The organism is Cohnella lupini (genome assembly GCF_003386205.1).
Taxonomy (GTDB): domain Bacteria; phylum Bacillota; class Bacilli; order Paenibacillales; family Paenibacillaceae; genus Cohnella; species Cohnella lupini.
Map to the genome: position 1 here is coordinate 158,180 of NZ_QRDY01000006.1, position 23,495 is coordinate 181,674.

Annotated in this window: 18 protein-coding genes; 6 read left to right on the forward strand and 12 right to left on the reverse strand. The window is 52.3% G+C overall.

The genetic code is table 11. The annotated features are described in order from the left end of the window. Positions 1-19: 19 nt before the first annotated feature. The gene (locus tag DFP95_RS13055; protein WP_115993073.1) at positions 20-286 is read right to left on the reverse strand and encodes a hypothetical protein; all 267 of its coding nucleotides are present in this window, start codon (positions 284-286) and stop codon (positions 20-22) included. Between the two features lie 207 nt (positions 287-493). Here DFP95_RS13055 and DFP95_RS13060 point away from each other — a divergent pair, with 207 nt between their 5' ends. Further along, on the forward strand, positions 494-841 hold the full coding sequence (locus tag DFP95_RS13060; RefSeq protein WP_115993074.1) for a helix-turn-helix domain-containing protein: 348 nt from the start codon (positions 494-496) through the stop codon (positions 839-841). On the opposite strand, the gene DFP95_RS13065 is transcribed toward DFP95_RS13060, so the two are convergent. Then, positions 838-2,955 carry a sensor histidine kinase gene (locus DFP95_RS13065; protein WP_115993075.1) on the reverse strand — a complete coding sequence of 706 codons (2,118 nt, stop codon included), beginning with the start codon at positions 2,953-2,955 and terminating at the stop codon, positions 838-840. The two genes, DFP95_RS13060 and DFP95_RS13065, sit on opposite strands and share 4 nt — an antisense overlap. A gap of 140 nt (positions 2,956-3,095) precedes the next feature. On the opposite strand from DFP95_RS13065, the gene DFP95_RS13070 reads away from it, so the two are divergent. The 3 genes from DFP95_RS13070 to DFP95_RS13080 are packed head-to-tail and all read left to right on the forward strand — an operon-like array spanning position 3,096 to position 6,050. Next, the gene (locus tag DFP95_RS13070; protein WP_115993076.1) at positions 3,096-3,839 is read left to right on the forward strand and encodes a response regulator transcription factor; all 744 of its coding nucleotides are present in this window, start codon (positions 3,096-3,098) and stop codon (positions 3,837-3,839) included. A gap of 23 nt (positions 3,840-3,862) precedes the next feature. Further along, complete coding sequence (locus DFP95_RS13075) at positions 3,863-4,732, forward strand: class I SAM-dependent methyltransferase (RefSeq protein WP_115993211.1); 870 nt, start codon at positions 3,863-3,865, stop codon at positions 4,730-4,732. A gap of 43 nt (positions 4,733-4,775) precedes the next feature. Beyond that, complete coding sequence (locus DFP95_RS13080) at positions 4,776-6,050, forward strand: CapA family protein (RefSeq protein WP_115993077.1); 1,275 nt, start codon at positions 4,776-4,778, stop codon at positions 6,048-6,050. A 330-nt stretch (positions 6,051-6,380) separates the two neighbouring features. Here the strand turns inward: DFP95_RS13080 and DFP95_RS13085 are convergent, their stop codons facing one another. Beyond that, positions 6,381-6,881: a MarR family winged helix-turn-helix transcriptional regulator gene (locus DFP95_RS13085; RefSeq protein WP_115993078.1), complete on the reverse strand. Its 501-nt coding sequence runs from the start codon at positions 6,879-6,881 to the stop codon at positions 6,381-6,383. Positions 6,882-7,076: 195 nt separating this feature from the next. Between DFP95_RS13085 and DFP95_RS13090 the strand changes: the two genes are divergently transcribed. Beyond that, positions 7,077-7,256, forward strand: coding sequence for a hypothetical protein (locus tag DFP95_RS13090; RefSeq protein ID WP_115993079.1), 180 nt, complete (start codon positions 7,077-7,079; stop codon positions 7,254-7,256). 20 nt (positions 7,257-7,276) lie between these two features. Here DFP95_RS13090 and gyrA read toward each other — a convergent pair whose 3' ends face one another. The 5 genes from gyrA to DFP95_RS13115 are packed head-to-tail and all read right to left on the reverse strand — an operon-like array spanning position 7,277 to position 14,616. After that, positions 7,277-9,763: a DNA gyrase subunit A gene (gyrA, locus tag DFP95_RS13095; RefSeq protein ID WP_115993080.1), complete on the reverse strand. Its 2,487-nt coding sequence runs from the start codon at positions 9,761-9,763 to the stop codon at positions 7,277-7,279. 18 nt (positions 9,764-9,781) lie between these two features. Continuing rightward, positions 9,782-11,755 carry a DNA topoisomerase IV subunit B gene (gene parE / locus DFP95_RS13100; protein WP_115993081.1) on the reverse strand — a complete coding sequence of 658 codons (1,974 nt, stop codon included), beginning with the start codon at positions 11,753-11,755 and terminating at the stop codon, positions 9,782-9,784. Positions 11,756-11,813: 58 nt separating this feature from the next. Next, on the reverse strand, positions 11,814-12,803 hold the full coding sequence (locus DFP95_RS13105; protein ID WP_115993082.1) for an ABC transporter permease: 990 nt from the start codon (positions 12,801-12,803) through the stop codon (positions 11,814-11,816). Next, positions 12,796-13,767: an ABC transporter ATP-binding protein gene (locus tag DFP95_RS13110; protein WP_115993083.1), complete on the reverse strand. Its 972-nt coding sequence runs from the start codon at positions 13,765-13,767 to the stop codon at positions 12,796-12,798. The genes DFP95_RS13105 and DFP95_RS13110 overlap by 8 nt, the downstream gene beginning before the upstream one ends. 33 nt (positions 13,768-13,800) lie before the next feature. Further along, on the reverse strand, positions 13,801-14,616 hold the full coding sequence (locus DFP95_RS13115) for a GDSL-type esterase/lipase family protein (RefSeq protein WP_245987634.1): 816 nt from the start codon (positions 14,614-14,616) through the stop codon (positions 13,801-13,803). A gap of 163 nt (positions 14,617-14,779) precedes the next feature. On the opposite strand from DFP95_RS13115, the gene DFP95_RS13120 reads away from it, so the two are divergent. Further along, the gene (locus tag DFP95_RS13120; protein WP_115993085.1) at positions 14,780-15,037 is read left to right on the forward strand and encodes a hypothetical protein; all 258 of its coding nucleotides are present in this window, start codon (positions 14,780-14,782) and stop codon (positions 15,035-15,037) included. Between the two features lie 134 nt (positions 15,038-15,171). Here DFP95_RS13120 and DFP95_RS13125 read toward each other — a convergent pair whose 3' ends face one another. The 4 genes from DFP95_RS13125 to nth form a co-directional block, all read right to left on the reverse strand. Further along, complete coding sequence (locus DFP95_RS13125; protein WP_115993086.1) at positions 15,172-16,971, reverse strand: ABC transporter ATP-binding protein; 1,800 nt, start codon at positions 16,969-16,971, stop codon at positions 15,172-15,174. Next, positions 16,968-18,770 carry an ABC transporter ATP-binding protein gene (locus DFP95_RS13130; RefSeq protein WP_115993087.1) on the reverse strand — a complete coding sequence of 601 codons (1,803 nt, stop codon included), beginning with the start codon at positions 18,768-18,770 and terminating at the stop codon, positions 16,968-16,970. Before DFP95_RS13130 ends, DFP95_RS13125 begins: the two co-directional genes overlap by 4 nt. A 258-nt stretch (positions 18,771-19,028) precedes the next feature. Next, positions 19,029-22,733, reverse strand: coding sequence for a dynamin family protein (locus DFP95_RS13135; protein WP_181907389.1), 3,705 nt, complete (start codon positions 22,731-22,733; stop codon positions 19,029-19,031). Then, positions 22,730-23,398, reverse strand: coding sequence for an endonuclease III (gene nth, locus DFP95_RS13140; RefSeq protein WP_115993089.1), 669 nt, complete (start codon positions 23,396-23,398; stop codon positions 22,730-22,732). The genes DFP95_RS13135 and nth overlap by 4 nt, the downstream gene beginning before the upstream one ends. Positions 23,399-23,495: the final 97 nt, after the last annotated feature.

Here is a 23,495-nt window from a genome sequence, read left to right on the forward strand (position 1 = left end):
AGCAATTCCGGCGACCGTGTTATTCGGTACCGCCGTGCGCTGCGATAATGAATTGCTCGAAGAAAGCATCGTCCTCCTCCAGCATCTCGTCCACGGCTTGAATCTCCTCTTCGCTTCCCGGTTGATTGCTGAAATTCAAAGCATAGCTCCAATTATTTCGTCCGTTATTGCTTTGAATCGTCACCTCGTACGGCTGCTTGTGGTGCTCCACTTCGAATTGGACGTGCCCTACGTAGCCCGATTCCTCGTCCTGGGTCATTTTGGCGCTAAGTATATTTACCTTCATACACTCACCTCCTCAAAAAGATACAATATGTATCCATTTAATGCAATGATTTAATTTATTTTACCTGAAATCAGTAGTTAACAGCTTTATATTCCAAATTACTAGAGAATTATTAAAGAAAACGTTTCCGAACCCCTTGACACGATACATTTTGTATCATAAATTACTTATAGATACTCTATCTGGTGTGTCAAGGAGAAAATACATATGAATATGGGAGAAAGACTGCGAGAGTTGCGCCTTCGACGTAAAATTTCGCAGGAAGAAGTAGCCCGGCATATCGGCATAACCCGCTCTGCATATAGCCATTACGAAATTAACAATAGACAACCCGTTTATGAAACGCTCATTAAACTGGCGGCTTATTTCGACGTTTCCTTGGATTACATTATCGGGGGAACGCATTCCAAATCGAAGGCGGAGCAGGGCGTGACGCCGGATACACGGGAAATTCTTTCTTTATTCCAGCATATGAATCAGGAGCAAAGGAAAAAGTCGATTAATCTGATCACCGATTTCATGCGACAGGAGCACAGAGCGGACGGAAGCGGTTAGCTTGACGGAAAATCGTTAGCGGAAGCCGGCAGAACGATCCGGAAGACGCTTCCCCCATCGGTCGAATTATAGGCGTCGATCCGCCCTCCGTGGAGCTCCACGATTTCTTTGGCAATCGCAAGCCCTAATCCGCTTCCGGCGGAAGACTGCTGGCGGGTTTTGTCCTTTCTGAAGAAACGGTCGAACAGAAACGGCAAATCATCGGGATCGATGCCGCTTCCGTTATCGGTTACAAGAACCTCTACCGATTCGTTTCGCGATTCCGATCTCATCGTAATCCTTATCCTTCCCCCGGCCGGCGTATACCTAACGGCATTGTAGATCAGATTGGCGAATACCCGGTCCATCCGCCTGACGTCGATCTTTATCCGCGCAAGTGCCGACGTCTCCCCCGAGATTAAGCAATCGAACTCGATTTCTTTGCCCTGCAGCTCTATGGCGTATTGCTCCGTTAATCTTTCTTTCCAACCGATCAAAGGAATATCCTCGAGAGCTAGCTCTACTTTCCTGGCTTCGAGCACGGAAAGCTCGAATAGGTCCTGGATCAAGGAATTAAGCCCTTCCACCTTCGCCGACATTAACTTTATCGTTTTATCGCGTTGCGCCGGTTCGGAGATCACGTTATCTCTTAAAGCTTCCAAATATCCCTTCAAGAGAGTTATCGGCGTCCTTAAGTCATGTGAGATATTGCTCACGAGCTGGGCACGCGAATGCTCTACCCTTTCCAGCTCGGTTTTCGCATCGGCCAAAGTGGCGTAAGAGCGTTGCAATTCCTCCGTACGTTCCGCGATTCTCTCCTCCAGCGTGTTGTTCAGCTCGATAAGCTCCGCCGACATGTTCTCCGCCTTCTCGTAAGTAACGGAAAACCTCAAGGAAATAATAAACGAATTCATGACGATAAGAAACAGCAACCCGAACGGCACCAGATCAACGGAAGTAAACCAGCCGTTATAGAACAGCATGTCGTTAACGATCGTCAGGACGAGCCCGGCGAATCCGATCAGAGCAAGCCAAGCCCCCTCTCGCCTGCGATGGGCGGATACAATCAAACCGGCAAGTACCTTTAAGCTGAACAAAATAATATACGACTGGAACGCGATGATCCAAGAAGTAAAATGCAAAGGTTGAAACACAAGCACGACAACGATCAAAACAGCCGCGACAACGGTAGATACCTTGAACCACATCCGCTTGATCTCACGAGGATACATCGCTTGAAAATAGGCGAAGCCCGCCCATCCGCTCATGACGAAAGCGATATATTCCAAGCAAGTGGCCGTATTCCAATTCAGAAATTCCAGCCATTGCACGATAAAGCCTTCCCCGATCAACCCCATCCTCATGCCGACGAACAAGCATAGCATCGCGAACATGATGTTCGCTACCTCTTTGCGGCGTAAAATATATAAGCCGAGATGGTAAAAGCCGATCATGATTAAGCAACCGAGTATGATGAGTTCCTGCGCCTCTTGACGAGTCTGCAGGCGCTGAACTTGATCGGCGTTGCCGAGGATGATCGCCGTCCGAATCCCGCCGTGCCTATGGTCGTAATTAGCCACGATTAATTCTAGTTCCGTACGGGTGTTGTCCGCCGTGAAATACACCGTGGCAGGCAATTGATACGGAATCGTACGCTCGGCGCCCTCGCTTACTTGACCTCGGGCGAGAACGACATTGCCGTCTATGGATAATTCGTATGCCGTGGATATATTAGGCAATCGGATCGCTATCATATCCCGCTGCTTCTCGTGCAGAACGGATAGCCGATAGACGCCATATCCTTGATCGTCAAGCTTCGTTCCTTTCCCCGTCATCAGGTTTCCCCATGTTCCGGGAACTTCAAGCGTCGTTTCTTCATATTGAAATCGTCCGTTCGCGCCGTTGGAAGCGAGCAACCAATCGAACTTCCATTTTCCGTTCAAGGGTACGACGCCGCCATCGTTCCAAGACCAGCCTCTTAGATCGATGATGCCCTGCTCCGCGACGGGAAGAACACGGTCGGCTTTCGAAGAAGCCGCGCAGCCGGTTGAGAACGCTATGAAAGCTAGGAATACAAGAGCGACACCAAACCATCTTTGTCTGTGTTTACGCGACTTTGACGCTAATCGTGCCAACGCTTTTCCCTCTCTCCCGGCTTACCTCGATCCGCCTGTTGCAATAAGGTTTCGAACGTCATTGTAACGGTGCATTGATTACACGTCAACGCTTTCGTTATAATAAGTCATCAAGGCTCTTCAGCTATGGGGGGAAAATAATGAAGAGTTCGGAAGCTTCAATTCTTGTCGTGGACGACGAACGGGAAATTACCGAATTGATAACTTTATATTTAGAAAGAGAAGGCTACTCGGTTCATACTACCGATGAAGGCACCGAAGCCTTGCGGATGGCTGAATCCTTGGTCCCTGATTTGATCGTGCTGGATGTTCAGCTCGGACAGATGGACGGAATTGAAGTCTGCCGCTCCCTGCGCCAAGGGAATTGCGCTGACGTCCCGATTTTGTTCCTAAGCTGCAGATCAGAGGATCAAGACATTATTCGCGGCTTGTCCGAAGGCGGCGACGATTATATTACGAAACCGTTCAGTCCGAGCCAGCTCGTCGCTAGAGTCCAGGCGCATATCCGCCGACGGAGGACCCGCGAGCGGATTAACGAAGAGCAGCCGTTCACTCTTGCTTTCCCCGGACTTGAGATCGACTTCCGCAGTCTTGAAGTACGCTTGGAAGGCGAGCTCGTCGGCTTGTCGGCCAAAGAGTTCGAACTATTGTGCGTGTTGGCTCGGCAGCCGAATCGGGTATTCCCTTTGGAAGAGTTATATCGGCTCGTCTGGCAAACGGATAGTATGGGCGACACGCGCACGCTTATGGTTCATGTTAGCAACTTAAGAAAAAAGATGGAGATCGATCCCGCCCGCCCTCGCTGGATACACACGGTTCGCGGCTTCGGCTACCGGTTCAGCCCGACTAACGGCGGCGATGATCCTTCCTCCAACCCCAATTGACGAAAAAGGACGTATTCAAGATTATGCAGATGGCAACGGATTGGCAAGACTACGAACTATTAGACACGGGTAACGGCGAGAAGCTAGAGCGTTGGGGCGATGTCATTTTACGGCGTCCCGATCCGCAAATTATATGGCCGCTCAAAACGGAGAACGCCGATTGGAAGCAAGCGGACGGCCACTATCATCGGAGCGGCAGCGGCGGCGGACAATGGACTTACAAGCGTGCCCTTCCGGAAAGATGGAACATCGCATACGGTCCTTTGAAATTCCACATTAAACCGACGAGCTTCAAGCATACTGGACTTTTCCCCGAGCAAGCGGTCAACTGGAGCTGGATGATGGACAAGATTCGCGAGGCCGACCGCCCTATTCGCGTTCTCAATCTGTTCGCTTACACGGGCGGGGCAACGGTGGCGGCAGCTTCCGCCGGCGCCGACGTATGCCATGTAGACGCCGCCAAGGGCATGGTCCAATGGGCGAAGGAAAACGCCGAGCTGTCAGGTCTCGGTTCCGCTCCGATCCGGTACATTACGGACGACGTATTCAAATTCGTGCAACGCGAAGAACGGCGCGGCCGCCAATACGAGGCGATAATCATGGATCCGCCGTCTTACGGTCGGGGACCTAACGGCGAAATGTGGAAGCTGGAGGAGAACCTATTCCCTTTCTTGGAATCCTGCATGTCCATCTTGTCTGACAAACCGCTATTCGTGCTCGTAAACTCTTATACGACGGGGTTGTCTCCAACCGTATTGAGCAACCTGCTTCACATGTCCTTTCGCCGTAAATTCGGAGGAAAGCTCGATTGCGGAGAAATTGGCCTGCCCATCACTAGTAGCGGCATGACGCTCCCTTGCGGAATATACGGAAGATGGGAAAGCGAGTCTTGAGATTGTATGCAAGATTGCGAGGGCGAGGATGTGATCAGGATCAATGAAGAGGCCAACTTCTTGGCTTAACACGGGGTTATGCATCGGGCTGTTAGCGATATTGCTAACGGCCTGTTCGAACGGTACTCCTGACGACTCTCCTCTCACCGCGACTTCGATCCCGGACGAAACCCGTTCCCCGGACGTGTCGACTCGACCTCCCACGCCGCCGGAAACCGCATCGTCCGATTTTGCGCCATCCGTTCCCGCCGAACCGGAACGGAGCGAAGCAACGTTGCTGGCCGTCGGAGATATCATGGTCCACATGCCCCAGTTGCCGGCTTATTACGATCGAGCGAATAACAGCTATGATCTTACGGGCTGGTTCACCCAAGTTAAACCGATTCTCGGGCAGGGCGACTGGGTCATCGGGAACCTCGAGACGCCGATTGCCGGCCGCGAATTTAAATATACTGGATATCCGCGATTTAACGCGCCTCGCGAATTGGCTGACGCATTGGTTTCGGCAGGCGTCCAGCTGGTCTCGACGGCTAACAATCATTCGATGGACAGAGCGTTCCCCGGCGTAGCGAGAACGTTAGCCAACGTAAGGAAAGCCGGTCTCATTCCGATCGGAACCTCTGCCTCCGCAGGAGAACAACAGCGACTGGTCATAGAGGAACGAAACGGCATCCGCATGGGATTCTTGGCTTACACTTACGGAACTAACGGAATACCCGTCCCTCCCGACAAATCATTCGCCGTGAACATAATCGATAGAGAAGCCATCAAACGGGATATCAGGCGACTGAAACTAGAACATGTGGATGTCGTGACCGTGTCCTTGCATTTCGGGATCGAATATCAGCGTCTGCCCAACGAGGAACAGACCGGGCTCGCGCGAGAGCTCGTGAAAACCGGTGCCGATATTATTCTAGGCTCCCATCCCCATGTCGTTCAACCCTACGAGGAGATAGACGTCGCGGCCGAGGATAGCGAAGACGGTTTAGCGCGGCGGGGAATCGTCATTTACTCCCTCGGCAACTTCATCTCCAATCAGACGGGCAACTGGAAAGACGTAGGCTTGATTTTCGGCGTTAGTCTGGCAAAAACCAGCTATCCCGACGGAACGTCATCCACCGAATGGGAGGCCATCTCCTTGGAGCCGACTTGGGTTCACATCTTATGGAAAAACCAAAAGAGACATTATACGATCATTCCGATGAAGCACGCGCTGGACAAACGAAACATCCCGGGTTTAACCTCCAAAGACTACGCAAAAATGAGCACGATGTTAAAAGGCATTAACGAGCATCTCGTTAAGCTTCAGCCGAAGTAACGGACACGTGGTTATCAATGCGGGAAAACGAAAGACGCCCTTCCAGCCACGGAACGGCGTCTTTCTTTTTTTCTTCAATTTTGCCATCCCCGCCGAATTATCGAATTTACTTCGCTAACTCTGCCACTTTTCCGCTATCCCCGCTGAATTAACGAAGTTACTTCGCTAACTCTGCCACTTTTCCGCTATCCCCGCTGAATTAACAAAGTTACTTAGCTAACTCTCCAACTTATCTGCCATTCCCGCCGAATTAACGAATTTACTTCGCTAACTCTGCCACTTATCCGTCATCTCCAACAAATTAAAGAAGTTGCTTAGCTAACTCTGCCACTAAATCGCCGATGATTCCACTTCGCTGTCCGCAGCTTCATTGACTGTCCCGTTAGCGAGTGTCTTACGATCGGCAGGATTGCTTTGTTCCCGGGTACCTGCTACCTTGCTGATGAGATAGACGAGCAGCTGGCGATTATGGCTGGACACGAGCTCGAGCGACCGGTTCACGATCGCGCTGCGTACCGCGACTCCTCTCTGGACTTCGGAGCGGCCTAGCGGCGTCATGGTCACCCAGACGATACGACGGTCTCCTTCGTCCCTATTCCTCTCAACCAGTCCGGCGCGTTCCATGCGATCGAGCAAGGTCGTGATAGCCGCAGGAGTCGTCTCCAGATGCGGGAGCAACTCCGATGGCTTCATCGGTTCGTGCGCCTGCATTAATTCAAGCACTTCAAGCTGACCTACCGTTAGCTGGGGAGCAAGCTCCGCATCCATCTGCGCGTTCCATTCCTTCGTGAGCTTCGACCAGCTTTTCACAAAATCCGCCGCATTATCCATAGGTATGCCCCTTTCTTCCCGAACATTGCCTTCTCCTTTATTATACTCAGAGCCTATGTCGAAAGATAGATTAATGCAATTAAATATTTACGACATGAATCCGCAGGAATATGAACAGGACGACATTTCGCGACATATACTATTTACGAAATATGGGTAAACGCGGAGAACAGGCTTGGCAAGGAGGCGAGGCTAATGTCCTCTTCTGAACAACAAAAAATCAAAATGATCGGTCAAATGGCCAAGGATGCCGGATTAATAGAAGACCCCCAGTGGCTGGAACGGCTCAATGAGCCGGTGCCCCTGTGGGTCGTATTGGATATGCTGCTTAGATGGATCGATCGCGCGGAACCGGATAGCGGCCCTTACGATTGAACGCTCCATCCCTAATACCGTTAATTCGAAAGCGGCTTAATGAACGACTCCGCCAGCACGTCGCCGCGATCTACGGCCGTCATTAGCTTGCCTTGTCCTTTGCGGTCGTCCAACGGCGCGTTCTCGGAAGAGAACTCCGATACCGATCCGCCTGCGGTTAATGCCAGCAAGCTGACGGCTTCTTTGACGTGGAAGGCGGCGATCAGCTTCGTCCCGTTCGGCCTTACGCGCTTTCCTTCCTTGAATTCGAACGTCTGGATTCCTTTGCCGCCTCTGCCCTGTTGAGGATAATCCAGAAGCAACGATCGCTTAGCGTAACCGTAATCCGATAGGACGAGAATTTCCCCTTCGTCGCCGACTACCGGAACCGCGTCCGCTAATTGATCGTTATCCTTCAGAATGATTCCTCGGACCCCTCCGGCGACTCGGCCTTGCACGCTGACTTCGTCGCGGTTAAAGCGGATGCTCATGCCTTGCTCCGTTACGAGCAGCAAGTCGTCGGGCTTGTCCGAACGGAATACCTTGATGATCTCGTCCCCGTCCGATACTTTGCATGCGGCAATGGCCATGCTTCGGCTCGTCGCGTAATCGACTAGCGGAGTACGCTTCACTTGGCCGCGCTTAGTCACGAAGACCAACATCGGTCCGGCGTTCTCGAGGACTTCGGCACCGGAAGCACCCGACGTAGGCGTCAGTTCGGCCGTCTTAACCGGAACGATACCGACGATCCGATCATCCTTAGCGAGAGGCAGCAGGTTCACGATCGCCGTCCCCGTATCCTTCCATTTGAATTCGGGAATCTGATGGACGGGAAGTAAATAGTAATAACCTTTCTGCGTGAAAAGAAGAAGCGGATCAAGCGTATTCAATCCCATGCTCCAACGGATGACGTCGCCTTCCTTCACGCCAGCGCTGCCCAGCTCTCCGCCCGAACGAGTGAACGAAAGCAAGCTTGTCCTTTTGACGTAACCTTCGCGGCTGAGAGTGACCAGCACTTCTTCCGCAGGCACCGTAACTTCGAGATTGACTTTGATTTCTTCGATATCGCCCCGAATGATCGAACGACGTTCAATGCCGTATTTATCGCGGATTTCCGTCAATTCATCCTTGATCACGTTGATAAGCTTGCGGGGATTTTCGAGAATGGAGCGCCAGTAAGCGATTTTCTTAAGCGTCTCTGCGTGCTCTTTCTCAAGCTGCGTAATCTCCAAATTCGTCAAGCGATAGAGTTGCAAAGTCAGAATCGCATCCGCTTGCCTTTCAGAGAAGCCGTATTTCGAGACCAGGTTATTCTGGGCATCCAAACGGTTCTTGGAGGCTTTGATCGTTTCGATAATTTGATCGAGCAGATTCAGAGCTTTTACAAGCCCCTCTAGAACGTGCGCGCGATCTTCCGCCTTCTCCAGGTCGTATTGGGTTCGAAAAGTTACGACTTCCTTCTGATGGGCGATATAGGCTTCTAAAATCTGCTTGATCCCTAATTGGCGCGGCGCTTTGTTCACGATGGCGACCATGTTGAAATTATATGCGGTTTGCAGATCGGTTTTCTTGAACAAGTAGGCTAGAATGCCTTCGGCATCGACGTCCTTCTTAAGCTCGACGACGATGCGTAATCCGTTTCTTCCGCTCTCGTCGCGTACCTCGGCGATTCCTTCTACCTTTTTCTCCATGCGAAGGTTATCGATCGCATTGACGAGCTTCGACTTGACGATCTGATAAGGAATTTCCGTAATGATGATCTGTTGCTTACCGCCCCGCACATCCTCGACGACGGCTTTCGAGCGAATGTAGATTTTACCTTTTCCAGTTTCGTAAGCTTCCCGGATTCCTTCTCCGCCCATGATCAAGCCGCCGGTCGGAAAATCGGGGCCTTTTACGATTTCCATCAGTTCTAGGACGTTCATATCCGGTTTATTCATAATCGCGATACAAGCGTCGATGATCTCGCGCAGGTTATGCGTCGGAATTTCCGTGGCGAAGCCCGCAGATATTCCGGAAACACCATTTACGAGTAGATTCGGATAACGGGATGGAAGCACGACCGGCTCTTTGGTCGAGTTATCGAAGTTATCCTTGAATAGAACGGTGCGCTTCTCAATATCCCTTAAGAGCTCCATCGCGATGTTGGACAAGCGAGCTTCCGTGTACCGCATGGCCGCCGGAGGATCATCGTCCATCGAGCCCCAGTTGCCATGCCCGTCGACGAGCATATGCGCCATCTTCCAAGGCTGTGCCATCCGGACCATGCCATCGTAGATCGAAGAGTCCCCGTGGGGATGGTAGTTCCCCATGACATCCCCGACCGTTTTCGCCGACTTGCGGTATTGCTTGTCCGGCGTATTGCCCGAATCGTACATAGCATACAGAATCCGGCGCTGTACGGGCTTTAACCCGTCGCGAACGTCGGGTATGGCCCGATCCTGGATAATATATTTAGAATAGCGTCCGAAGCGGTCTCCGACGACCTCTTCGAGGAATGCCGGTAAAAACTGTTCTAGTAGGCTCAACTCCGTCCCCCCTAATCTTTACTCAACGTAATCCGTAAAATCCACGTTCTCTATAATCCAACGCTTGCGCGGGTCGACTTTATCGCCCATGAGCGTAGATACCCGGCGTTCGGCTTTGGCGGCATCCTCGATCTGTACCTGAAGGAACGTACGAGTCTCATAATTCATCGTCGTTTCCCACAGTTGATCCGGATTCATCTCGCCTAGTCCTTTATATCGTTGAAGCTCGGCGCCTTTGCCGATTTCCTTCATGTAATTGTTCAGTTGGTCGTCCGTCCAAGCATAACGCACGGTCTCGAGCTTGCCGGATTTTCTCGTCAGCTTGTAGAGAGGCGGCTGGGCGATGAACACTTTGCCGGCATCGATCAACGGTTTCATGTAACGGTAGAAGAACGTCAGCAGCAGCACCTGAATGTGGGCTCCGTCCGTATCCGCGTCCGTCATGATGATGATTTTCGAATAGTTGCACTCTTCGACGTCGAATTCCGAGCCTATTCCCGCGCCGATCGCCGCGATGATCGCCTTGTATTCGTCGTTCTTCAGAATATCGGCCAGCTTCGACTTCTCGGGATTCATCGGCTTGCCCTTAAGCGGCAGTATCGCTTGATATTTGGAGTCTCGCCCTTGCTTAGCAGAGCCTCCGGCCGAATCTCCTTCCACGATAAACAACTCGTTGCGCGAGCTGTCCTTGGATTGCGCCGGAGACAACTTACCGCCGAGGCTAGGGCTCTCGCTCCGTTTCTTGCCGCTACGGATTTCTTCCCGCGCCTTGCGGGCGGCTTCGCGCGCTCTCGAAGCTTGAATGGATTTACGAATTAGCAGCTGACCGACCTGAGGATTCTCCTCCAGGAATACCGTCATCTTATCCGTGACGATCGCGTCTACCGCGCTGCGAGCCGATGCGCTGCCGAGCTGGTCCTTCGTCTGGCCGACGAATTCCACCTCGGACATCTTGATATTGATTACGGCCATCAAGCCCTCGCGAAGATCGTTTCCCTCGAGGTTCTTTTCCTTCTCCTTGAGCTGTGCCGTCTTGCGGGCGTATTCGTTCAAGACTCGGGTATACGCCGTCTTGAATCCCGTCTCGTGCGTGCCGCCGCCGCGAGTCGGAATGGAGTTAACGAAAGATGCCAACGTCTCCGTGTATCCGTCGTTGTATTGCAACGCGACCTCGACCTCGATATCGTCCTTCTCCGCCGTGAAGTGGATGACGTCGTGAAGGACCGATTTCTCCTCGTTTAAGAATTGCACGAATTGACGCGCTCCGCCTTCGTAATGGAAGGTATCCGCTTTGCCGCTTCGCTCGTCCTTAATGTTTACCTTAAGCCCGGAATTGAGAAACGCGATCTCTTGAAGCCTTTCCGACAACGTATCGTAATTCATGCTGACGTGGCCATGGAAAACCTTCGGATCGGGCTTGAAAGTTACCTTCGTACCCGTTCTATTCGTGTTTCCAAGAACTTGCAGTCCGCCGACCGGCTCTCCGACGTGCTCCAAGCCACTCGCGTCGACCCAAGTTTCGAATCGCTGCTTATGTATTTTGCCGTCGCGGTAAATTTCCACTTCAAGCCACTCGGACAGCGCGTTGGTAACCGATGCGCCGACTCCGTGCAAACCTCCGGATTTCTTGTAACCTCCGCCGCCGAACTTTCCACCCGCATGCAGGATCGTGTATACGACGACCGGAGTCGGTATGCCGCTCTTATGCATACCCGTAGGTATGCCTCTCCCGTTATCCAAAACCGTTAACGAATTGTCCTGATGAACGGTAACGTCGATCCGGGAACAGAACTTCGCCAAATGCTCGTCCACGGCATTATCTACGATTTCCCATAACAAATGATGAAGTCCGGAAGCCGTCGTGCTGCCGATGTACATACCCGGTCTTTTGCGAACCGCGGTTAAGCCTTCAAGGATTTGAATATCGTCCGCGCCATATTCACTGCCCGCCAAAGCCGCGTTTTCAGTGAAAATATCTATTTGTTCGGTCACGAGTGGACCCCCTTGCTCATCTCTTGCGAATGCACTTGCAGACGCACTAACGTTCATTTTAATTCAATATGTCTTGCTTCGTAAAGACGGTGAATGAAACGATCAACGCCGCAGCCCCCCAAATGGCTAATATAGCCAAGGAAAAACCTAGCGTCATTCCTTCGATCGGAGGCGGCGTCCCTCGTAAATAAGAAGATATATCCAAATTGACGTTAAATAAATATTTGGCGCTTTTCCACGAGGATGCCATGTTTGCGAGAATCGTTCCGGCGATAATGGTCGCCATCATAGTCACGAAGCTAGCCGCCGTGCTTCGGACGAGCACCGATATCATTAATGCGATAATGGATACGACCATGGCTGAAACCCAGATCAGCCCCGACTGCATAAGCAAGTAAACCCCCTGGGTCACCGCGTGCACTCCGTTCGTATTCACGTCGGCTCCCTGGACTTGAAACCCGACGAATACGGGCTCCCCCCATCCTCCGTAACCGAATACCAGACCGGAAACGAGATAGCATAGTAGCGCCGTCGTAATAACGATCAGCGAAACGTATAACGTGAGTGTAACCAATTTCGACATGAGAATGCGCCACCTGCGTACGGGACGGGTCAATAGCATTTTAATTGTTCCCGTTGACCGTTCCGAAGAAACGAGATCCGAAGCGATCGCCAGAACCATAAGCGGAATAAACAATGTAACCGAATTATCCATGAACGTACGCGTAAAAGTTACGGCGTTCGGCGTCTGAGGATTGATATCGTGATCCAAATAATATTGTAGCTGCTGTACGAGCGCGCGACGCCACTTTTTCCATTCTTCCGGAATTCTGTCGCTGCTCAGGGCGTTCGTATTGTCCGTAATCCTGCTTTGCAGCTCGGATCGCCAGTCCGAGTGGAACTTCTCGGTCGTACTTTGGGAAATCTTCATCTGCGCGTACACGAATACGGGGATGAGGATCATCAGAATGAGCACGATAACGGCGAATCGCTTCTTTTTCCATACCTTCAATGTCTCATTGTGGATTAATGCCAACATATTAGCCAATTTTCTCGCCCTCCGTAAGCTTCAGGAATAGCTCTTCCAGCGACGGCGCCACGCGTTGAACGGAATGAAGGCCGATACCGGCCGCAACGAGACGGTTCACCCAATCCGTTATTCGGCTCTCGTCCATGATCGTGATAATCGGCTCGTGAAGCGTATTAAGCAAACCTTCGTCGATTTGATGCTGCTCGTCCGCAATCAGTTGAACGTCCGGCTGATCCTTGAACATTTCCCGAGCGGCTTCGGGACGATCCGCCTGCCAGATCGTATAGGTGCCGGCTTGCGATACGAGCTCGTCTACTTCGCCGACGGCGATGACATCCCCGTGCGCGATAATAGCAACCCTGTCGCACATCAGCTGAATTTCGCTCAGGAGATGGCTGGAAATAAACAAGCTCATGCCGCTCTCGGCCAGGTTGCGAATAAACTCGCGCAATTCTTTGATCCCCTTCGGATCGAGGCCGTTCGTCGGCTCGTCGAGGATGAGCAGCTTGGGGTTCCCTAGTAAAGCCTGCGCGATGCCCAATCGTTGCCGCATTCCCAGCGAGTAAGTTTTCACTTTGTCGTTAATTCTCTGGTCGAGTCCGACGATATCCACGACCTCCGTAATTCTCGTGCGCGTGATGCCCGATTGCATGCGAGCGAAGTGCTCGAGATTTTCCCACCCCGTCATAAAGGTGTACATTTCCGGATTTTCCACGATGCAACCGATATGCGCCAGCGCTCTTTCCGGATGGGTACCTATATCTTCTCCGCAAACGATAATTTTTCCCGCGGTCGGCTTGATCAGATCGACGAGCATGCGGATCGTCGTCGTTTTACCGGAACCGTTCGGGCCCAGAAAACCGAATATTTCCCCAGCGTACACGTCGAAAGAAACTTTATGGATAATCGGCTTACGGCCGATCGATTTTTGAAGCCCTTGAACCGACAGGACGATTTCTCTTTCTTTCGCGGTCGAGTTCATCTTCTGACTCCTCCTTCATCAAGGTTATCGGGGTTATTGAAGCGCTTGAACGATTCTGTCTGATATTCTCGCGTATCCATCGGCATTCGGGTGAAAATGATCCGAAGAAAGGTATCGGTTGATGCTGAATTCAAATAAATCATAAGTGGGAACGACCGTCGCGTTGCCGTCCGCTTTCGCCAGCCCGTAAGCGAAATCGTTCCATTTCGCGACGACCTCGCTTGCAGGTCTCATCTCGGGTAAATCGTAGAAGGCATTATATAATCCGACATAGATGATCCGCGCCGTCGGGTTGAGCTCTCTCACTTTACGGAACACCGTTTCGAGCCGCGGCTCCGTTTCCGGTAACTGCTCCAATAGCAGCTCGGGAGACAAATCACCGCCTTCTATAAGCGAACCGCCGTCCTGGGCGATCTGGAACAAATCGTTGCCGCCTATCGTCATCAGAACGATGTCGGCTTTGCCGATCGCGTTTCGATAGCCGACTTGGCCCAATTCCGTCGCCAATTCATGCGCCTTTAATCCGTTGACGGCCAAGTTATTGACCAGATGAACGGGCTTGTCCATTTGCTTCGCCAGGCTGTCGACGACCCTCGTAACGTAACCTTCCCCTGTCGCATCGCCAGTCCCTTTCGTTAACGAATCTCCGATCGAAGTGACGAACAGCTCCTTCTTCCCGCTCCAATCTCCTCCCGTCGCGGTTTCGGGAGCGGACTTCTCCGGCAAAGTCTGGCCTACGTTGGGAAACCAAGTATCTTTAAGCGCCCAACCGAAACCCGTTAATAGGACTAGCAGGCAAATCAGAGCAGTCCAGCCTAATATTCTCCACAACCAGGATGACGAGTTCACGATATCTCCCCTATCTAAGACGATTCCAACCGAATCGTCGAATTTCCTCTGTTTTCCACGATAACGGTTCTGACGACAATTTTCAAATCCGGGCAGCGAAAAGCGTGGGTCGACTGTCTTTGGAGCGGCTGCCTATCTGTAAATTGGGCGAGCCGACGCTGCTTTGGCGGATTTAGAGCGGCTGCGCGGCTTTAAATCGACGATGGAGGTGATTTCGGCGGAATTAGAGCGGCGGCGCGACTTTAAATCGACGATGGAGGTACTTTCGACGGAATTAGAGCGGCTGCGCGGCTTTAAATCGACGGCTGAGGTGATTTCGGCGGAATTAGAGCGGCTAGGCCGCTTTAAATCGGCGATGGAGGTACTTTCGACGGAATTAGAGCGGCGGCTACGCCTCTTAAAGAGTAAGACTTCTTTCTGAGCCTAAGGGATATCGACAAAGAGAAGAAAATGAGAATGCATAAAAAACGTGAAAACCGTCCGATCAACGCTTTTCGCGCCAATAGAACGGTTTTCATCCCTACTGTATCCAAACTGAGCTACCTTTCCGACGAATCAAGCGGACAAGAACCGATACTGAGCATCGACCAAATTACGATAATGCCCCGGACGCTTCATGAGCTCCTCGTGATTGCCTTGGTCCACGATTTCCCCGTGATCCAGAACGACGATGCGATCGGCGTGACGTATGGTGGATAATCGATGGGCAACGATGAACGAGGTACGTCCTTGCAGCAACGTCGCGAGCGCCTCTTGAATGCGCAATTCCGTCTCGGTGTCGATGCTGGCCGTCGCTTCATCCAGAACGAGGATTCTCGGATTGGCTAGCAGCGCCCTGGCAAAGGACAGCAGCTGCCTCTGACCTACGGAAAGCGCGTTGCCTCTCTCCTCTACTTCCGTGTCGTAGCCGTTCGGAAGGTCCGCTATGAAATCGTGCGCCCTCACCGAACGAGCTGCGGCTTCTACGTCCGCATCGGATGCGCCGGGACGTCCGTAGCGGATGTTATCGCGAATCGAACCGGAGAAGATAAACGTATCCTGCAAGACGATTCCGATCTGAGAACGCAGACTCTCGATCGTCACGTCGCGCACGTCGATACCGTCCAGCAGTACTCTTCCCTCTACCGTGTCGTAGAACCGGCAGAGCAAGTTCACGATCGTGCTTTTCCCCGATCCGGTATGACCTACGAGCGCTACGGACAATCCCGCCTTGATGTCGAGATCTATCCCTTTCAGGGCCGGACGATCCTTCTCGTATCCGAAGGTCACGTTCTCCAGTCGAACGTCGCCGCGAAGCTCGGGCAATTTGCCGGCTTTCTCCTTCTCGGGAACGGCAGGCTTCTCATCCATGAACTCGAATATGCGTTCCGCCGAGGACATGGAGATCAGCAATTGGGAGTACATGTTGCCTAGTCGAGTAATCGGCTCCCAGAAGCTGCCCACGTAAGTAATGAAGGCAACTAGCACGCCGACGGTCATCACGCCGGATTGGATCAAATAAGTTCCGTATAACAACAGGATTAGCGTGCCGATGGCGGAAGTAATCTCGATTACGGGACCGAACAATTGATTCAGCGCGGATGCCAAGTTCCACGAACGGATATTGCTCGTATTCATTCTGTCGAAGAATCCGATGTTCTCCTTCTCCTGCGCGAAAGCTTGCGTAACCCGAATGCCTTGAATGCTCTCGTTCAGATGCGCGTTGATTCTGGATTGTTTGATGCGCACGACCTGCCAAGCCATCCGTATTTTTTTACGCAATGCGGACGATACGAGGAACATGACCGGAACCGTGATCATAATCGCGATTCCCAGCTTAGGCTCCATCACCAGCAGGATGATCGTGATTCCGACCAACTGCACGATATCGATCGCGGAGTTAATGACTCCGTTGGTGAACATATCCTGCAGGGAGTTGACGTCATTCGTCACACGGACGAGCACGGAGCCCGCGGGACGCTTATCGAAAAAGCGGAAGGACAACGATTGAATATGCTTGAACAGTGCCGCCCTCAAGTCGAAAATAACCTTCTGCCCGATCTCGTTCGTCTGCTGTATCGTGTACCTTTGAGCCCACCAACGCATACCATACATGGCTAACATTATGACTACCAACGTAACCAAAAGCGATACGCTGCCTTTGCCGTCTTCCGGATGAATGGCCCGGTCGATCGCCATGCTCATAAGAAACGGTATCGCCAAGCGCGACATCATTCCGAATACCGTCATGACGAACACGACGCGGGTAATCGAGGTTTGATAAGGCTTTGCGAAAGCGAACAATCTTCCGATCTGTTTCCAGTTGAACGGCTTCTCGATCAACTCATCGTCCTGATATACGAATTGGCGGCTCATCCCGTCACCCGCCTTTCCGATGCCTTGGTTGACGCATCGACCTGCGCGTCCAATTCCTCTGGCCTGTCGGCGTATTGTATGCGGTATGTCTCGCGGTACAAGCCAGGTTGCCGCACGAGCTTGTCATGCGTTCCGCGTTGGATCGTGTGGCCTCGCTCCAGAACGACGATCTCGTCGGCGCGTCGAAGAGTCGAGATCCGATGCGCGATCATGAATACCGTTCGTCCCGCCATGACTTGGCGAATCGCCATTTGAATCTCGTGCTCCGTTTCCATATCCAACGCGCTGGTCGCATCGTCCAATATGAGGATTTTAGGTTTGCTTAGCAGAGCTCGCGCGATCGCGATCCGTTGCTTCTGGCCTCCCGAGAGCCCCATGCCCCGTTCGCCGACGATCGTATCGTAGCCTAATGGAAGCTCGCGAATAAATCCTTCCGCTTGCGCCAGTCTTGCAGCTTCTTCGATTTCTTCGCTCGTCGCGTTCGGGAAGCCGTAGCTGATATTCTCTTTAATCGTGGTCGAGAACAGGAACGACTCCTGGAAAACGATCGCGGTCTGACTCCTCAAGCTTGCGAGCTCGATATGACGAACGTCGATGCCGTCCAGCGTCAACGAACCTTCGCCGACGTCGTAAGTTCTAAGCAGCAATCCGACCGCAGTCGATTTGCCGGAGCCCGTGCCGCCCAAGAAGCCGATGACCGAACCTGCCGGAGCGTTCAGATTGAAACCCAACAATGCGGAAGGAAGATCGTCCCGGTTCGTATACCGGAAGCTGACATCTTCGTATCGGATATGTCCTTTTACTTCGTTGTTATCCAGCACGAGCGCTTTGGAATTATTTTTAACGGCAATCGGTTGATTGAGCAATTCAAGCAGTCGCTCTCCCGATGCTTTGGATTGCGTATAGTTATTGATTTGGAAGCCCAACGTCCAGAGCGGCGCTACGATCAAACCGAGCATTCCCGTCAAGGCGACGAGATCGCCAAGCGTGAGCGTGTTGTCGATAACTCTCCAGCCTCCGACGAGCAGTAACGCCGCAACGCTTAAGTTGGCGATAAACTCGATCATCGGAAAATATTTTGCCCAAACGCCCGCCAATTGCAAGTGATTGTCGCGGTAATCCGTGTTTTCCTTCACGAACTTGTTGATTTCGAAGGGCTCGCGGGCAAAGGATTTAACCGTTCTGACTCCCGTAATGTTCTCTTGCACCCTGACGGTTAAGCGACCGACAGCGGAACGAATCGAACGGAAAACCGGATGGATGTTCTGCTCGAAACGGATGGCAACGAAACCAAGAACCGGAATAATAGCGAGAATCATCAATGTAAGCTTCCAATCGATAAAAAACATCATCGTGAATCCGAATAGAAGCAGAAATGCCGTGTTAAGCAGTTGGGCGAATCCGAACCCGATAAAGTTCCGAATTCCCTCGATATCGGCGGTCAACCTCGACATGAGATCTCCCGTTCTTGCCGTGTCGTAATAGGAGAACGATAATTGCTGCAGCTTCTCGTAACAGCCGTTGCGCAACCGATATGCCAATCTGTTGCCAAGTCTGCCCCCGCTAAATCCGTGAACGTACTGAAAACCGGCTTTGACGAAGATAATGCCTACCGCCGCGAGAGACAAACCTAGAACCCCCGAATATTCGCTTGGAATGATCATGTCGTCGATTAGCGTCCTCAGCAGCAGAGGGTAAACCAATCCAAGCGCGGTTGCGATCGCCAGTCCGACTACGGACCCCCATAGAAAGCCTTTGTCTTGCCAATAATACGATTTCAATGCCCGAAAAATATCCAAAAATGGTCCTCCCCTCACTGCTTTCTACGGCAGTTTAGCTCAACCGCTATCCCTCGGCAACAGCGCTATGCGGTCCTATTCGACCTTCCCATGGAAGCTATGGCTTTGAGCACGACACATGCAACGAATATCTCCGATATCGTCGCTTATCGTACCTTATATCCCCTATTTGGCACGTTTGCGCGAGCAAACATTAGACAATAAAAGAAAAGGCCTTCTTCCATCCGGTAGATGATGGAAAAAAGCCCGTTTTGAATGTTATTGCCTGATTTTCCGCCACTGCTCTTGCAAATCCGCTAATAAACGCTCTTCTCCGGGCTCGCGCAACGTTTGGCTCATGCTTGAAGCGAAATCGGCGAGCTGTTCCGACCAAGATTTCGAGGTGACTTTAATCGCTTGAAGCAGAGACGCCTCCGCTGTTAGATCCCATAACCGACGCAAGCCGTTAAACTCGCCGTCGATCGCGTCGAATAAACTTTCATTAAGACTTTCCCTGAGAGACAGCGATCCTTCCTTCTCGAAAAAATGCTTCGGCGATCGAAAAGCGTTCCAGAGCTGCTTAGTCTCGAAGATCGGTCCGTTCGAGAACGGCTCAGGCAAAGGAAGCTCGAGGACAATGCGTTCCGCGGGCTCAGGAATGAAGCCTTCGCGCTCCATTTCGGACAAACCCGTTAACGAATTCAATGCCTTATCCGCCATGGACTGAATCGTATTCTCCAAGCGGAGCCCCGCCGCCCTGAGCTCCTGCAACAGATCTTCGCCTAAAGATCGTTTAAGATCTTCTCCGCAGGCTTGCAGCAATTTCTTTAGATCGCGTCCGTCGTCCTGCAGAACTGAAGGATGGAATGCCGACTGGAAATGCTCCTTGAATCTAAACTTAAGCCTCTGGCGCAAATGGTACAGCTGCTCCCCGATTTCCTGCTGGAGAGGCTCGACCGTAGCGGATGGAACGATGTCTTGGCTCTCGCCGGACCAGACCCGAGACTGTTCGAGCAAGCGCTGAGCCTTTGCCTCCCTCGTGGCCGCATCCGCGTTCGCGGATTGAATCCAACTAACCAACAGCTTATCGACGCGGTCAAGCTCTTTGTTCGCAGAAGCCAGTGCCAAACCTCCAAGCTCTTCCTCCGAGAAAGCCCGGAATGCCGCCTCGAACGGGGCGATCCCCGAGGAACGAAGCGTATCAAGGTCGCGGGTCCGTTTTGCCTGCAAGCCCTGCAAGCTTGAGACCGCGAACAATCTCGGCTTGCGAATGCCATGCTTGAGCAACTGCTTGCTGACGTGCTCCCGCACGTCTTCGAGTTCCGCATCCGATGAAGCGAGATCTGCCGCGTTGATGATGAAAAACATTTTGTCGAGCTCGAAGACGTCCTTTACGCTTCCGAGCTGATTGAGGAATTCGCGATCCGCTTCGGTGAACGCATGATTGTAATAAGTGACGAACAAGACCGCATCGGCGTTCTTGATATATTCGAACGCGACTCCCGTGTGCCGGGCGTTGATCGAATCCGCTCCGGGGGTATCGACGAGGACGGCTCCGCTGCGCGTAATCGGGGAATCGACGAACAGGTCGATCTCCGCGACGAAGCAAGAAGCCTGCTCCTCGGCCGCATAAGTTCGGTACTCCTCTTCCTCAACGGTAAGCTTCTGTCCGAGGAGCGCCCCGTATTTCATCCATCCTCTGGCCGCGGCCGTCAGAAAAGCCAGATGCGGTCTTCCGCGAGGATGTAATTCGCTAGCGGAAACGGGATCTTTAAGCGCAAGCAGCCTCGGGATGTCCGATCCGGCTTCCGCTATCTTCTCCTTGCTTATGCCTATTCTTCTTAAGGAGTGCCGAACGTCCTCGGCGAAGCCTTCCGCCGATTTCATCGCGACGAGCGCCGTGCCGTCCTTGAAATCCCCATAAGGTGCAACGATGCGGTTAATAGTCGCCGTCGTCGGGTTAGGCGATACGGGTAGCACGGATCTGCCGACGAGCGCATTGGCGAACGACGACTTGCCCGCGCTGAATGCTCCGAACAAAGCGATCGTGAAGCTGCGGTTCTTGAATCGCTCCGCCTTCGCTTGCAAGCCGTCTGCGATCGCGCGTAATGCCGGAACCTTCGAGAGCAATACCGAAGAGCGCTCAAGCATCTCCGAAGCTCCTCGCGGCGCCCCGAGGCGTCCAGGCGTCTCTTCCTCCTCTTCACGCTGTTCTTGTTTCACATTGATGCGTTCAATGGATGAACCGGATGTTTGCTTGCTCATTCCGTCTAATATCGGTTCGATAAGGAGCGAATCAATGAATAAAGGCATGGGAACAGGCAATTCGAGAGAGAGAGTCGTTTCAACGCTAGGCAGCAACGCGATCAAACGTTGCTCCTCTTCGCGCTCCTCCGCTTCCAGCTTCGACAATTCGTTGGACTTTTGTTCCCTCGCAGCCAATTGGTTTAATTGATCGCGAAGTAACTGCGCTTGCGAATCAAAATCCGGCTGATCCGTTCGTAGCAATTGCTCGATCCAGTTCATCGCCGCTTTGCGGTAGATCGATTTCAGCTCCGTGCTTATCTCCGCCGAGTAATGCAGAATCGCTTGACCGTCGGTTCCGGCTCCGGACTTCACCATTCCCTTAAGCCAATCCGTCGTGACGGACGGGAAGCTGCTTTCCAAGGACTGCTCGAGCGCCTCTCCTTCCAAGCCGGATTGCTGCGCTTCTTTACGTAGAATATCTTTTAGATGCCCAGTTACGTGCGCGCTGACCTGACGATTAAAGTCGACGGCAAATCTCTCGAGCCTGCCGGCCCTCTCGGCTTCGGTTTTGGACGAGCTAGCTAACCAGCCGGCTTTGAATCCCGGTTGCAGGGCTTCCAAGGCTTCCTTGGCTCTCTCGCGCGTTTCCGCGGGAGTCAGGTTCGCGTTATTCAGCAGTTTATCCGTTTCGACTCTGACGCGTTGCCTGCGTTTATCGCCGGCCGTAACGATATCGTTCAGACTCGTTTCAAGAGAGATTCTAGCCGCTTGAAGCTGACTTTCGTCCCCGTTATCCCCAAGCTCGAGCAGCAGATCGTCTCTTCGACTACTATGCTGGACGTGCAAAGCTTCTTTAAATTGTTCCGCTAAATGAATCGCGGAACGCTCAGCGCTTCCTAGCATTAACGGCGTTGCCAAAGGTTGAAGATCCCGTAATAACTGGAGCAACGAATCCCATTGGGACAACGGGTGATTCCGCTCTCTCAAAGATAGGAATAACGTAGCCGCGGGCCGGATATCCCAGTTGCCCAGCGCTTGCTCCAAGCTGTCGCGGAACGCGGCGAAAGAGATTTGATCTTCCCTGTGCTTGTCGATCTGGTTTACGATAACGTAAGTCGGTTTCCCCCACTTGGCCATCCCGCGAAGAAAACGGAAATTCACTTCCGATTGGACGTGGTTATAATCCGTCACGTAGAAAACGACGTCAGCCAAATGGAGGGCGGATTCCGTAGCGGCGCGATGGGCGTTATCGGTGGAATCAACGCCAGGCGTATCTACTATGGCCATCCGATCGCCGAGCAACGGAATCGGATAAGACACCTGAATGGAGGTTACGCCTTCCCCGTCGACGGCAAAGGAGTGAAGCTGCTCCACTGGAATGCGTCGAGCAGGATGCAAAGTTCCGGAAGAATCGCGAAATACGGTTTCCGCCGACGGCTCCCCGTTCACGACCGTAACGACGTTGGCGCTTGTCGGTATCGGCGAGGCGGGAAGCAGCGTCGCACCGCAGATCGCGTTCACGAGCGTGGATTTACCGGCCGAGAAATGGCCGCAGAACGCAACGGTGAGACGGCCTAAACGAAGCTTCTCGGAAAGCTCGCCGAATTTCTCGGCTTGAACGGCATCTCCTTGCTCGGCCGTTCTAACGGCCATTCTTTCAAGGGATTCGCAAAATTCGATAATGGAATCGGAGGATACCGAGTTAAGGTTTGGAGCAGTTATGCCAATGCGACTCAAGATGAAACGCTCCTTTTCTTCAATGCCGCTTTCATGCGGGATTTGCCTTCTTTGCAATGCTCCAGAATCGGACAAACATCGCATTTGGGATTTTGCGCCTTGCAATGATATCGACCAAAGAATATTAGCCTATGATGCGTTAACGTCCACTCGTCGCGAGGGACCTTGCGCATCAGCTTCTTCTCGACCTCTAAGACGGAATCGTCGGCTTTCGCGATGCCAAGTCGTTTGGATACCCGTTCCACATGCGTATCGACCGCGATGGCCGGCACGCCGAAAGCATTGGACATGACGACATTGGCCGTCTTCCTGCCGACTCCCGGCAGCTCCACGAGTTCCTCGTAATTAGGCGGAATCTCTCCGTCGTGCTTGTCGATAACCAGCTTGCATAACTTTTGAATATTCGCGGCTTTATTGCGGAACAAACCGATTCGACGAATATCGTTCTCGAGCTCTTCGAGCGGAACGTTCAAATAGTCTTGCGGCGTGCGGTATTTATCGAATAATCCAACCGTTACTTTATTTACGGTCTCGTCCGTGCATTGCGCCGACAAGAGAACGGCGATGGTTAGCTCGAATGGATTGCGATGGTTAAGCTCGCAATGCGCGTCGGGAAACATCTCCGCTATCGTATCTAGTATGTGCCTTATCGTTACGGCGTTCATAGCTTCTCCTTCGTATAACTCAAATTCAATATCAACAAGTTTACCATTGCTTTAAGTTTATTAAAAGATGGCGGCAGGTGCCCCCGATCGACAAAAA